Annotated in this window: 11 protein-coding genes and 1 pseudogene; 7 read left to right on the forward strand and 5 right to left on the reverse strand. The window is 63.8% G+C overall.

What is annotated here, in order from left to right:
• The first annotated feature begins 5 nt into the window (after positions 1-5).
• Complete coding sequence (locus A7A08_RS06225; RefSeq protein WP_245290829.1) at positions 6-632, forward strand: nicotinate-nucleotide adenylyltransferase; 627 nt, start codon at positions 6-8, stop codon at positions 630-632.
• Between the two features lie 5 nt (positions 633-637).
• On the opposite strand, the gene A7A08_RS06230 is transcribed toward A7A08_RS06225, so the two are convergent.
• On the reverse strand, positions 638-988 hold the full coding sequence (locus A7A08_RS06230) for a hypothetical protein (RefSeq protein WP_069094620.1): 351 nt from the start codon (positions 986-988) through the stop codon (positions 638-640).
• 376 nt (positions 989-1,364) lie between these two features.
• Between A7A08_RS06230 and rsfS the strand changes: the two genes are divergently transcribed.
• The 6 genes from rsfS to A7A08_RS06260 all read left to right on the forward strand — a co-directional run bounded on the left by rsfS (position 1,365) and on the right by A7A08_RS06260 (position 7,003).
• On the forward strand, positions 1,365-1,793 hold the full coding sequence (rsfS, locus tag A7A08_RS06235) for a ribosome silencing factor (protein ID WP_083226504.1): 429 nt from the start codon (positions 1,365-1,367) through the stop codon (positions 1,791-1,793).
• A gap of 42 nt (positions 1,794-1,835) precedes the next feature.
• Positions 1,836-2,321 (forward strand): 23S rRNA (pseudouridine(1915)-N(3))-methyltransferase RlmH, encoded by a 486-nt coding sequence (gene rlmH, locus A7A08_RS06240; protein ID WP_342586630.1) that lies wholly within the window; start codon positions 1,836-1,838, stop codon positions 2,319-2,321.
• 166 nt (positions 2,322-2,487) lie between these two features.
• Positions 2,488-3,882 (forward strand): murein hydrolase activator EnvC family protein, encoded by a 1,395-nt coding sequence (locus tag A7A08_RS06245; RefSeq protein WP_069094622.1) that lies wholly within the window; start codon positions 2,488-2,490, stop codon positions 3,880-3,882.
• Positions 3,879-5,264 (forward strand): S41 family peptidase, encoded by a 1,386-nt coding sequence (locus A7A08_RS06250; RefSeq protein ID WP_169822939.1) that lies wholly within the window; start codon positions 3,879-3,881, stop codon positions 5,262-5,264. Before A7A08_RS06245 ends, A7A08_RS06250 begins: the two co-directional genes overlap by 4 nt.
• A 103-nt stretch (positions 5,265-5,367) precedes the next feature.
• Positions 5,368-6,438: a divergent polysaccharide deacetylase family protein gene (locus A7A08_RS06255; RefSeq protein WP_069094623.1), complete on the forward strand. Its 1,071-nt coding sequence runs from the start codon at positions 5,368-5,370 to the stop codon at positions 6,436-6,438.
• A 46-nt stretch (positions 6,439-6,484) separates the two neighbouring features.
• Positions 6,485-7,003 (forward strand): RNA pyrophosphohydrolase, encoded by a 519-nt coding sequence (locus tag A7A08_RS06260; RefSeq protein WP_069094624.1) that lies wholly within the window; start codon positions 6,485-6,487, stop codon positions 7,001-7,003.
• A gap of 29 nt (positions 7,004-7,032) precedes the next feature.
• Here A7A08_RS06260 and A7A08_RS06265 read toward each other — a convergent pair whose 3' ends face one another.
• The 4 genes and pseudogenes from A7A08_RS06265 to A7A08_RS06280 form a co-directional block, all read right to left on the reverse strand.
• The gene (locus A7A08_RS06265) at positions 7,033-9,408 is read right to left on the reverse strand and encodes an efflux RND transporter permease subunit (protein ID WP_069094625.1); all 2,376 of its coding nucleotides are present in this window, start codon (positions 9,406-9,408) and stop codon (positions 7,033-7,035) included.
• Positions 9,409-9,597: 189 nt separating this feature from the next.
• On the reverse strand, positions 9,598-10,002 hold the full coding sequence (locus A7A08_RS06270) for a F0F1 ATP synthase subunit epsilon (RefSeq protein WP_069094626.1): 405 nt from the start codon (positions 10,000-10,002) through the stop codon (positions 9,598-9,600).
• A complete protein-coding gene (gene atpD / locus A7A08_RS06275) occupies positions 10,002-11,453 on the reverse strand; it encodes a F0F1 ATP synthase subunit beta (RefSeq protein ID WP_069094627.1) in 1,452 nt (483 codons plus the stop codon). Before atpD ends, A7A08_RS06270 begins: the two co-directional genes overlap by 1 nt.
• A gap of 18 nt (positions 11,454-11,471) precedes the next feature.
• Positions 11,472-12,358 (reverse strand): annotated as a pseudogene (locus tag A7A08_RS06280) (F0F1 ATP synthase subunit gamma).
• Between the last annotated feature and the right edge of the window lie 10 nt (positions 12,359-12,368).

A 12,368-nucleotide genomic window follows, 5' to 3' on the forward strand; every position in this document is an offset into this window, starting at 1 on the left:
TCCCGTTGGTATCTGGAAGCCGGACCATCGACCTTCGCGCCAAGCCGCCCCTGGCGGCGCCGGGCATGCGGATCGGACTGCTGGGGGGGTCGTTCAACCCTGCCCATGAGGCCCACCGGCACATCACCCTCGCGGCCTTGAAGCGGCTGCAGCTCGATCAGGTCTGGTGGCTTGTCACGCCGGGCAATCCCCTGAAGACCCCAACCGGTCCCTCGATCGAGGAGCGCGTGGCATCCGCGGAAGCCGTGGCGCGCCATCCGCGCATCAAGGTCACGGATTTCGAGAAGGGGCAGGGATCGCCTTACACGGCCGATACGCTTCGCACGCTGAAGCGACTGTATCCCGAGACCAATTTCGTCTGGCTGATGGGCGCGGACAACATGGCCGACATCCACCGCTGGAAGGACTGGCATGCGATCTTCGAGACGATGCCGGTGGCGGTGTTCGACAGGCCCGGCTTCCGCATGAAGGCGCGGGCCGGAAAGGCGGCGCAGGTCTTCGCGCGGCGCTTCGTGGATCCGAGCGATGCGGCGGGGCTCGCACTCATGCGCCCGCCCGCCTGGACCCTCGTCACCCTGCCGCTGTCCTCGCTTTCCTCGACGGAAATTCGCGAGAATGGCAGCACCGATTAAGCGGTCTATTCCGCCGGCTTAAGCGCGCTTTGCTGTGTATCGCAAGGCTTGCCGAGACCTTCGCCGGAATAGCGTCCGCCGGACATGCTCACCTGATCGCAGGCGAAGCCGTGTTTCGCCATGTCTTCGGCAATGTCGTGTGAGCCGATATGGCAGGTCGCCACGATGGCTTCGCCGTCGGTGGATTTGCCCTTCTCGTCGCACGGCGTCCCGCCGCCGACCTGGGTGCATTTGATGAGGTTGCCGCCCAGGATGGTCATCAGGGCGTCGGAGGATTCCTGGAAGCCTTCCTCGCCATCGGAGGGTGCCCTGATCCCGCAAAGATGGACCTCCTTGCAGGCGCGGCCCTCGCACAAGGTGAAGCTGTCGCCGTCGATGATCTTGTCGGGGAAGCCAGAAGCGTGCCTGCCGCAGCCGGTGCGGCCGTCCCGACAAGCAGCGCGAATGCCAAAAGTCCTCGTCTCATTGCCATTTCCTCCCGTGCTGTTTTGCAACTTAAGCAACAGGCCAATGACAGTGTCAAAGCAATCGAGGACCGGCGATCGGGGGCGTCGACCGCCGGGACGGGGGCGGGGCGATCAAATCGTCATTCGAATCGACTATCGCTATTGAAAGGCGCCCATCGGCCATACTATCTTTGGGGTGTCTTCGTGGGAGTTGCTTGGAGGGGCTCGTTGCAGCGTTCAAGTCAGCTTCGCGAGTGTGCAACGACAGAAGGATGTCTATCGCAAAATGCGCTCATCTAGTGAGGGTGCCGATCACGGCGCTCCTCCCACCGAGCTTAACCGATACAGTGCGAGCTCGGGGCAGTTGCCAGATCCGGCGCGTCTGTTGAGCATTGTTGAGAAGGCTCTCGACGACGCCAAAGCCGAAAACGTCGTTACAATCGATCTCAAGGGCAAGACCTCGATCGGCGATCACATGATCGTTGCTTCAGGCCGGTCCCAACGGCATGTCGGTGCTGTCGCCGACCAGCTGGTCAAGGTGCTGAAGCAAGAAGGCTTCGGTCGGGCCAGGGTCGAAGGCATGCCGCAATGCGACTGGGTCCTGATCGATACGGGCGACATTGTGATCCATATCTTTCGTCCAGAAGTTCGCGAGTTCTACAATCTGGAAAAGATGTGGTCCGCCGACCGGCCTATCGAGCGGCTGGCGGTATAGCACCATTCCCGGCGTGCGTGCGGGCCGCGGGGCGACAGCCCCATGATGCGGCTCCAGATCGCGGCTGTCGGGAAGCTCAAGCGGGGGCCTGAGCGGGAGCTTCTGGCCACCTATCTCGACCGCGCTCAGGCGAGCGGGCGGACGATGGGATTCGGTCCCGTCACCCAAGCCGAGCTGCCCGAGGCGAAACTGCCTGACGCGGAGGCGCGGAAGGTTGCCGAAGCCGATGCGCTGATTTCCAAAATTCCGGCGGATGCCAGGATCGTCGCGCTCGATCCAAACGGCCGAGCCGTGTCCAGCGAAGCGTTCGCCGACCGGCTGCGGAGCTTGCGGGACGAGGCGGTGCCTGGGGTCTGCTTCGTCATTGGCGGCGCGGACGGGCTCGGTAACGGTCTTCTGGAGCGGGCGGAGGACACACTCTCCCTCGGTCCCATGGTTCTTCCTCACGGCCTGGCGCGCATCGTGCTCGCCGAACAGATCTACCGGGCCATGACGATCCTGGCCGGCCATCCCTATCACCGGGGCTAGGCAGGCACTCCCGGTCGCCTCACATCGGTTCTAAGTGCCTTGCTGGGTTAAAGAATGTTAACCAGAGTGCCTTGATTCTGCCCTATGGCTCCGGTGTGGTCGCCTCAATCGACGCGTCCCCCCGGAAGCGGTTTCCACCCGCCCCCTTCGGAACGCAATCTCGCGCATGGCCGGTTCATTGTCCTTCGGGTCACGTTTTCCACATCGCTTGGCGCTGATCGTGGCTTTGGCGTTGCCTCTGCTGCCCTCCGCAGCCCCGGCGCAAGACGGGGCCTCAGGCGAAACGCCCCCTTCGATCGACGAAGAGCTGACCCGCGACGAGGCGAAGCAGAAGCTCGAATCCACCCGCCAGGAGCTGGAACAGAGCCGGTCGCGCCAGGAAGGACTGGCGGAAGATGTTGTGGCGCTTGCCAAGGAGCGGGCCAAGCTCAACGAGGCCCTGATCGAGGCGGGACGCCGTGTCCAGGCCAGCGAGGCCAAGCTTTCGCAGACCGAGGCGAAGCTGAAGGAGATGAGCGATCAGGTCGAAACCGTTCAATCGTCGATCACCGACCGCAAGCGGACCATCGTCAAGATGCTGAGCGCCATGCAGCGGATCGGCCGGTCCCCGCCGCCGGCCCTGGTAACGCCGCGGGAAGATTCGCTGGCCGCGGTGCGCAGCGCCATGCTGCTGGCGAAGGTCTTCCCCGAATTGAAATATCAGGCCGACCTCCTTTCGGACGAGCTCGACCGGCTGGTCGCGCTGGAGGATGGGATCCGCCAGGAGCGGGACCGCGAGCAGCAAGACACCGAGAAGCTGGCGGCGGAGCGCAACCGGCTGGATCAGCTCCTGGAGGCGAAGAAGCAACGGCTCCAGGCGAGTCAGAGCGAGCTGGTCGCGGTGAAGGAGCAGGCCGAAGAGCAGGCCCAGCAGGTGGGCTCGCTGGGCGAGCTGGTGGAGAAGCTGGACGACCGCATCGCCAAGGCCGAGATCGCGCAGTACGAGGCCGAGGTGGCCGCGGAGCAGGCGCTCCGGAAGCGCCAGGAAGAGCAGATGCTCGGCGGGCCGGACGACAATCTGGTCGAGGTGAAGCCGGAGAGCCGCAAGGTGGCTTTCGCAAGCCCGGACCGGATGAAGCCGGCGGTGCCTTTCGACGACACCAAGGGCGAGCTGCCGTTGCCGGCGCAGGGCCAGTATCTCGCGAAATTCGGGGATGAGGACGAACTCGGCGGGACCCGGAAAGGCCTTTCCCTGGCCACGCGTCCGAAAGCCCGCGTCACGGCCCCGGCGGATGGGTGGGTCGTCTACTCAGGACCCTTCCGGTCCTACGGGCAACTCTTGATCCTCAATGCTGGCGGGGGGTATCATATTTTGCTTGCGGGCATGAACCGTATAGATGTGACCGTCGGTCAATTCGTTCTCGCCGGTGAGCCCATCGCAGAGATGGGCGTAGCCTCCGGGAGCAACGGTAAGGACGGGGCTACCTCTCGCCCGGCTCTCTATGTTGAATTCAGGAAGGACGGACGACCGATAGACCCCGACCCATGGTGGGCGGAGCTGTCCGATAAGGTGCAAGGATGATGCGGAAATCCGAATACGCAGTGTGGACCCTCTTGCTGCTGGCGGTGATTGGTGCCGGCTCAGCGATGGTCAGTGTCGCGAAGAGTGAATCCGCCTCGGCGGCCAACTCCGAGATCTACCAGCAGCTCGATCTGTTCGGCGAGGTGCTGGAACGGGTCCGGGCCGATTATGTCGAGAAGCCCGAGGACAAGGAGCTGATCGAATCCGCCATCAACGGCATGCTGACCGGTCTCGATCCGCACTCCTCCTATCTCAATCCCGAACATTTCCGCGATATGCAGGTGCAGACCCGCGGCGAGTTCGGCGGGTTGGGCATCGAGGTCACCATGGAGAACGGCGTGGTCAAGGTGGTGTCGCCGATCGACGACACGCCGGCCGAGCGGGCCGGCATCCTGGCCAACGACCTGATCACCCATCTGGACGGCAAGGAGATCCAGGGCCTGACGCTTCAGGAAGCGGTCGAGAAGATGCGCGGTCCGGTCAATTCGCCGATCGAGCTGACCGTCATCCGCGAGGGCGAGGATGCGCCGTTCAAGGTCAAGATCACCCGCGACATCATTCACATCAATCCGGTGAAATACAGCGCCGAAGACGATGTGGGCTACATCCGGATCACCACCTTCAACGAGCAGACCACGCCCAATCTTCAGAAGGCCGTGAAGGATCTCGAAGAAGAGATCGGGCCGGACAAGCTGAAGGGCTGGGTCATCGACCTGCGTAACAATCCCGGCGGTCTCCTCGACCAGGCGATCTCGGTCTCCGACTCCTTCCTGAACAAGGGCGCCATCGTGCTGACGCGCGGCCGCAACCAGGAAGAGAGCCAGCGGTCGAACGCCCGGGACGGCGACATCGTCGACGGCAAGCCGATCATCGTGTTGATCAATGGCGGGTCGGCCAGCGCATCGGAGATCGTGGCCGGCGCTCTGCAGGATCACAAGCGGGCGACCACCATCGGCACCCGCTCCTTCGGCAAGGGCTCCGTGCAGACCATCATCCCGCTCGGCGATGGTGCGCTGCGGCTGACCACGGCGCGCTACTACACGCCGTCGGGACGTTCCATCCAGGCCAAGGGCATTGAGCCCGATCTCGTGGTCGAGGAGGAATTGCCCGATGATCTGAAGAAGAAGGCCGAGGCGGCGGGAACCCGCGGCGAGGCCGATCTTCGCGGTCATCTTCGGAACGAGGGCGACGAGGAGGCGGACGACGAAGCCTCCGGCAGCTCCGCCTATGTTCCGAAGGACAAGAGCAAGGACACCCAGCTGATCTATGCGCTGGATATCCTGCGCGGCAAGAAGACCGTGGAGGCCGAGCTCAAGAAGCAGGCCGACGCGAAGCAGGCGAAGGCCAAACAGGCACAGGCCAAGAGCACGGAAGCCGAATAGGCGTGCGGGCCGGCTGGGAAGACGATCGGGCGCGGGCCGGGACCGGGATGGTCTCCGGGCCGTGTCTCACCGGGGGAATGAAGCGCGGGGAGGGACAAGCACGATGAAAGCGTTGGCCATCACGGCAACGCTCGTGGTGCTACTGTTGAGCTTGGGCATAGCCGTCATGGCGGTTCTGCCTTCGCCACAGCCAGGCGAGCAATCGGTTATCATCGACGTGGTGCCGGAGGGGCAACAAGGCGCCCCGGAAGGCAATCAAACGCCGCCCGGAAACGACGAGCGTTCCGAACTAGACCTTCCGGATCTTCCGGAGTCCGACACCCCCGGCATGACTTTGGCCGGGGGCAAGGATTCCGACTCCAAGAGGAATGCCCTGCCGCCCGCTCCGGTGGAAGGCTTAATAGAACAATCCGAGTACGGACCGCTGCCGAAGGTGGCGGAAGACGGCGAAACGCCGGCAAAAGTCTATGCTGCGGTGGGGCCGGCGGGCGAGGCGGCCAACCAGCCGAAGGTGGCCATCCTGATGGATGGGCTCGGTCAGGCCGAGGTGATTACCCAGGTGCTGCTGCACATGCCGCCCCAGGTCAGCATCGCACTCGGCCCCTATGGGCGCGGCTTGCAGGATTGGGTGACCCGCGCCCGGGACAAGGGGCACGAGGTCTTCCTCCAAATCCCGCTGGAGCCTCCGAACTATCCGAACAACGATCCCGGTCCCCACACCCTGCTGACGGATGTGGATGCCGCGGAGAACCAGGGACGCCTTCATTGGCTAATGTCACGCTTCACAGGATATGTGGGCGTGACAAATTATTTCGGGACCAAGTTTCAGTCCACCGAGGCGGTCATGAAGCCGTTGCTCACCGAGCTTAAGGATCGCGGATTGATCTATGTGAGCGACGGATCGTCTAAGGATTCGGTGGGACCGGGTATCGCCCAGGGGCTCGGGCTTCCCTATGGTTCGGCCGTGATGGAAATCGCCGGCGACCAGTCTGAAGAAGAGATCAAAAACATGCTGACCCAACTCGAAGCGACCGCGCAGGAGAAGGGTGGGGCGATTGCGGTCACGGAAGCTTCACCAGCTGCGGTGCGGCAGATCCTGTCTTGGGCCAGCAAGCTCGACAAGAAGGGGATCTCTCTGGTTCCCGTAAGCGCGGCGCTCTCCGCCAGCAGCTAGCAACGACTTTCGAACGTCTTCTCATTCCCAGCATCCGAACCTCCCTATGACCGACGAGACGAAATCCACCCTGCCTTACCGTCCCTGCGTCGGGGTCATGCTGGTCAATCCGCATGGGCTCGTGTTCGTCGGGCGCCGAACCGACCGCCAGGACACGACCGAAGGTCGTGGCGATTGGTGGCAGATGCCGCAGGGCGGCATCGATCCCGGCGAGGCGCCGGATGTCGCCGCCCGCCGGGAGCTCTATGAAGAGACCGGGGTGCAGTCCGCCGAGCTGATCGGCGAGTCGCGAGATTGGTACCATTACGATCTTCCAGCCGAGCTGGTGGGCATCGCCTGGAAGGGACGTTATTGCGGCCAGCGCCAAAAATGGTTCGTGGCCCGCTTCGACGGGGAAGAGAGCGAGATCGATCTCGACGGCCGGCCGGATCACGATGCGGAGTTCGACGCCTGGCAGTGGGTCGCGCTCGAGACGCTGCCCGAGCTGATCGTGCCGTTCAAGCGGGACGTCTATACCCGGCTGGTCGACGAATTCGCACCGCTGGTTCAGACGCTACGCAGCTAGGACCAGAGGCCCTAAGGCGCTGGCCGCTGTCACGAGGTTTCGGCGCTCGCCTGCTCGGCATTGGTGGCGGGGGGCTCGCCCCGCAAGCGCGCCATCACCCGGCGGATCACAAGCACAAAGGCAGGCAGGAGCACCAGATCGCCGATCAGCGCGGCGATGAGGGTCAGAGCCGCGAGCTTTCCGAACAGTCTCAATGACGGCAGAGACGACAGCACGGTGATGCCGAGGCCGAAGGCCAGGATCGTCGATGTCAGAACCAGCGCCGGACCGATGAGCACGGCGGCGCGCCGCACCGCGACGGTCGGATCCTGATGCTCCCTGTCTTCCAATCGCAAGCGGTTCAGATAGTGCACGGTCGCGTTCAGCGAGAGGCCGAAGGCCACGATCAGCGCGACGATGGAGGCGAATTGCAGGCCCTCGCCGGATAGGGCGAGAAGGGCTCCAGCCGAGAAGACCGGGAAGAGGATCGGCACCACGCTCACCACGACGACGAGCCAGGAGCGGAAGATCAGCCCCAGGAAGAGCGCGATGACCGCGATCTCCACTGTCAGACCCATGTTGAGGTTCTCGATCATGCTGGCGCTATTGCGAGCGGCAATGGCCGAGAGCCCGGTGACGCGGATCTGGAACTCAGGGTGCTGCTCGCGCAGCTGGTTGAGGCGGGTCTCGAGCTTGTCCACCACGGGCAGCAGGTTGCTGACGTCGATATCGGGCACGCGGCCGGTGACGACGGCGGCATGGGCCTGCTCGTTGATGAAGCGGTTGGTGAGGTAGTCCGGCAGGATGCTCACGTATTCCTGCAGCTTCTCGGGCGTGTCCTCATCTGTCCGGGCCAGCCAGCGCTGCAGCGTCGCGATGGACCAGACATTGCCGACATCGGGCTCGGACTGGACGGCATCATGCACCTCGCCGATCACCGCGAGCACGTCGGGGTCGTAGAGGGATTTGCCGGCCGGCCAATCGATCATGACGTGGAGCGGGTTGGCACCGGTGAGCTTCTGATCGAGCTGGGCGGATGCCTCGACGGCCTGCTCCTTGTCGGGCACCTGATCGGCGAGGCGATAACGGGGCGGAAGGGTGCTGTAGATGATGCCGAGGGCCAGCACGGCGATGACACCAAGGCTCAGGATGGCAAGAGGCCGTTTGACGACGAAGTCGGCGAGCCAGGCGCAGCGGTTCTTCAGCGCCTCCATGAAGGGATTGTCGCGGTCCTGGGAAACGCCGAGGTTCTCGTGATCCCGGATCAGCAGCCGCACCAGCAGCGGCACGATCATGATGCAGACGATGAAGGCGAGGATGGTGGAGAGCGCGCCGGCGATGCCGAAGGTGCGGATCAGGGCGGAGTCGGAGAAGAACAGCGCCAGGAAGGAGACCGCCGCGGTGGTGCTGGAGAGCACGCAGGCCGGGCCGACCACGAGCAGGGAATAACGCGAGGCGTCGATGGGCGAGCGGCCCCGGAGCATCCGGTCCCGGGCGGCAACGGTGAGCTGCATGGAGTCGGAGAAGCCGAGCACCATGATGAGCGGGATCATGACGTTCAGGAACAGGTTCAGCTTGAAGCCGAGCCAGCCGAACATGCCCAGGGACCAGACGATGGCGATGACCGGGGGCAGGGCGGCCACGATCATGAGGGAGAACCGCCGGAAGAAGGCGAAGGCGATGACCGCGCCGAACAGGAAGCCGAGGGCGTTGTAGAGGTTGCGGTCCCGCTTCACGGCGTTGCGGATCTCAAGCTGCATGACCGGGGCGCCGGACATGCTGACCTGAAGATCCGTATCGCCGAGATCCTGCTTGGCGGTATCCTTGATCTGCTTGATGACCGTCTCGAGGCCCTGCTCGGCGACGATGTCCCGGTCGAGGGCGAGCAGGATGAGCGCCAAGGTGCCGTCGTCGGAGAGCAGCTTGCCCTTGATGATCTCGTTGTCGCGGACCTTCTGGATCATCTGATCGTAGGCGGCGCCCTCGGGCAGATCGTCCGGGAAGACCGGCCCCGGGACCTTGCCCGGCTGGGGCGCCTCGCGGGCGGAGAACAGGGAAACCTGGCCGGCCATGCCGTCCACGAAATGCAGATCAACGGCGAGGTTGCGCAGGGCGATGATGGAATCGCGTGCGAGCAGATCCTGCCCGGTGACGACGATCAGGACATCGTATTCGCTGGAGGGAAAGCGCTCCGAAAGGCTCTCGTAGGTCGCGAATTCGGGGGTGTCGGTGCGGAAGAGCTCCGAAAGGGAGTCGTCGACCCTGAGGCGCTGCATGCCGAAGAAGGCGCCGATCGTGATCAGGACGACCACGGCGATCAGCAGCAGGCGCGGGAGCGACAAGGAAAGGAGACCGAGGCGCTCGATCCCGAAGGTCAGCGATCGCCTGGGCATGTGACTGGACTTGTTACTGGACTTGCGACTCATTCCGCCTCCGGCAGCAAACCGGGCGGCTCAAGTGCAGAGCATCAAGTGCGGTGCACCCGTCCCCCAGGTTCGTCCCTCCCCAATCGTCTTGGGCGGAGTTATAGCAAACCTTGGGTGGGTCGGGCCAACAGGATCGTGTGGCCGGGAAGAGACAGTTGCAGCGCCGGAGCGCTGCAAGGTTTTCTGGAATCAGAGGCCGAGAGTGATTTTCACCTGGCGGAGATAATCCAGGTGGATCTGCACCTTATCCCGCTTGAGCGGGTCTTCGGCGTCGGCGACGTCCTCTTCGGCGTCCTTGATCGCCTGGTCCATCTTGGCCGCGTCGAGGTCGTCGCGATTGATGGCGGTCTCGGCGAGCACGGTCAGGCCCGAAGGGTTGGCCTCGGCGAAGCCGCCCTTGACGAAATAGCGGGCCTCACGGCCGCCTGCGAAGACGATGTCGAGAAGGCCCGGCTTCAGGGTCGTGATCAGGGGGGCGTGGTTCTTGAGGATAGTCATATCCCCTTCCGTCCCCGGCACCAGAACGGACTCCACGTCTTCGGAGACGAGGAGCCGCTCGGGCGATACCAGTTCGAAATTGAACGCTTCAGCCATTAGGCAGCCTCTGCAGCCAGCTTCTGAGCCTTCTCTTTGGCTTCTTCGATGGTGCCGACCATGTAGAAGGCGGCTTCCGGCAGATCGTCGTAATCGCCGGCGCAAAGACCCTTGAAGCCCTTGATGGTGTCGGCGAGATCGACGAACACGCCGGACACGCCGGTGAACACCTCGGCCACATGGAAGGGCTGCGACAGGAAGCGCTCGATCTTACGCGCGCGCGCCACGGTCAGCTTGTCCTCTTCGGAAAGCTCGTCCATGCCCAGAATGGCAATGATGTCCTGAAGCGACTTGTAACGCTGCAGGATCTCCTGGACCTCGCGGGCCACCGCGTAATGCTCCTCGCCGACGATACCGGGCGACAGCATGCGGGAGGTGGAGTCCAGCGGATCCACGGCCGGGTAGATGCCCTTTTCCGCGATGGAACGGTTCAGGGTGGTGGTGGAGTCCAGATGGGCGAACGAGGTGGCAGGCGCCGGGTCGGTCAGATCGTCGGCCGGCACGTAAATGGCCTGCACCGAAGTGATCGAACCCTTATGAGTGGTGGTGATCCGCTCCTGCAGGGCGCCCATGTCGGTGGCCAGGGTCGGTTGGTAGCCCACGGCCGAAGGAATACGGCCGAGAAGGGCCGACACCTCGGAACCCGCCTGAGTGAACCGGAAGATGTTGTCGACGAAGAAGAGCACGTCCATGCCTTCGTTGCGGAAATGCTCCGCGACGGTCAGGCCGGACAGCGCCACGCGGGCACGGGCGCCGGGCGGCTCGTTCATCTGGCCATAGACCAGAGCGCATTTGGAGCCTTCCGCGGAGCCTTCCTTGGCCGGGTCCTTGTTCACGCCGGACTCGATCATCTCGTGATAGAGGTCGTTGCCCTCGCGGGTACGCTCGCCGACGCCGGCGAACACGGAGTAACCGCCGTGGGCCTTCGCCACGTTGTTGATCAGCTCCTGGATGAGCACGGTCTTGCCCACGCCGGCGCCGCCGAACAGGCCGATCTTACCGCCACGGGCGTAAGGGGCGAGCAGGTCGATGACCTTGATGCCGGTGATCAGGATCTCGGCTTCCGTCGACTGGTCGACATAGGCCGGAGCCGGCTGATGGATCGGGGCTGTCTGCTCGGCGCCGATGGGTCCGGCCTCGTCGATGGCCTCGCCGATCACGTTCATGATGCGGCCCAGGGTCTTCTCGCCGACAGGAACCTCGATCGGGGCGCCCGTGTCGCGAACCTCCTGTCCGCGGACGAGACCCTCGGTGGAGTCCATCGCGATGGTGCGGACAGTGTTCTCGCCAAGATGCTGCGCGACCTCCAGAACCAGGCGCTGACCTTGGTTTTCGGTCTCGAGCGCGTTCAGGATGGCCGGAAGATGATCGTCGAACTGCACGTCGACAACGGCGCCGGTGACCTGACGAATATGTCCGGCCGTGGCATCTGATTTGTCAGTCTTCGCCATGATTTCTTCCTTCGTCGTTTACAGCGCCTCGGCGCCGGAGATGATCTCGATCAGCTCGTGGTGATCTGCGCCTGACGGGTACGGTTATATTGCAGAGAAAGCTTGTCGATCATGTCGCCGGCATTGCGCGTGGCGTTGTCCATCGCGCTCATGCGGGCGCCCTGTTCGGATGCCGCGTTTTCCAGCAGCGCCTTCAGGATCTGGGTCGTCACGTTGAGAGGCAGGAGATCGGCCAGGATCTCTTCCTCGTCCGGCTCGTACTCGTAGACCGCGCCTCGGAGCTGCTCCTCCATGGAAGGAGCATCCTCGGGGATCTGGGCCGGAATGATCTGCTGCGCGGTCGGGACCTGGCTGATCACCGACTTGAACTCGGAGTAGAACAGCGTCGCCACATCGAACTCGCCGGCCTCGAACATGCCCAAGACCTTCTGTCCGATCTTCTCGGCGTGGACGAAGCCGACGGTCTTGGCATCGCGCAGCTCGATCACCTCGATGATCTTGTCCGCATGGTCGCGGCGAAGCTGGTCATAGCCCTTCTTGCCGACGCAGATGATCTTCACGTCCTTGCCGTCGGCGAGGAGGCGGCGCAGATGCTCGCGAGCCTTCTTGACGATGGCGGAATTGAAGCCGCCGCAAAGGCCGCGATCCGCGGTGCAGACGATCATCAGGTGACGCTGGTCGCTGCCGGTGCCGACCATGAGGGGCGGACCGCCTTCCTGGCCGCGCAGCGCGTTGGCCAGATTGGCCAGCACGGTCTCCATGCGCTGAGCATAGGGACGCGCGGCCTGAGCGGCCTGCTCGGCGCGGCGGAGCTTCGCCGCCGCCACCATCTGCATGGCCTTGGTGATCTTCTGCGTCGCCTTGACGCTGGAGATCCGGTTCTTGAGATCTTTTAGGGACGCCATTTCTTACCCG

Origin of the sequence: Methyloligella halotolerans (genome assembly GCF_001708935.1) — a bacterium.
GTDB classification, from domain to species: Bacteria; Pseudomonadota; Alphaproteobacteria; order Rhizobiales; family Methyloligellaceae; genus Methyloligella; species Methyloligella halotolerans.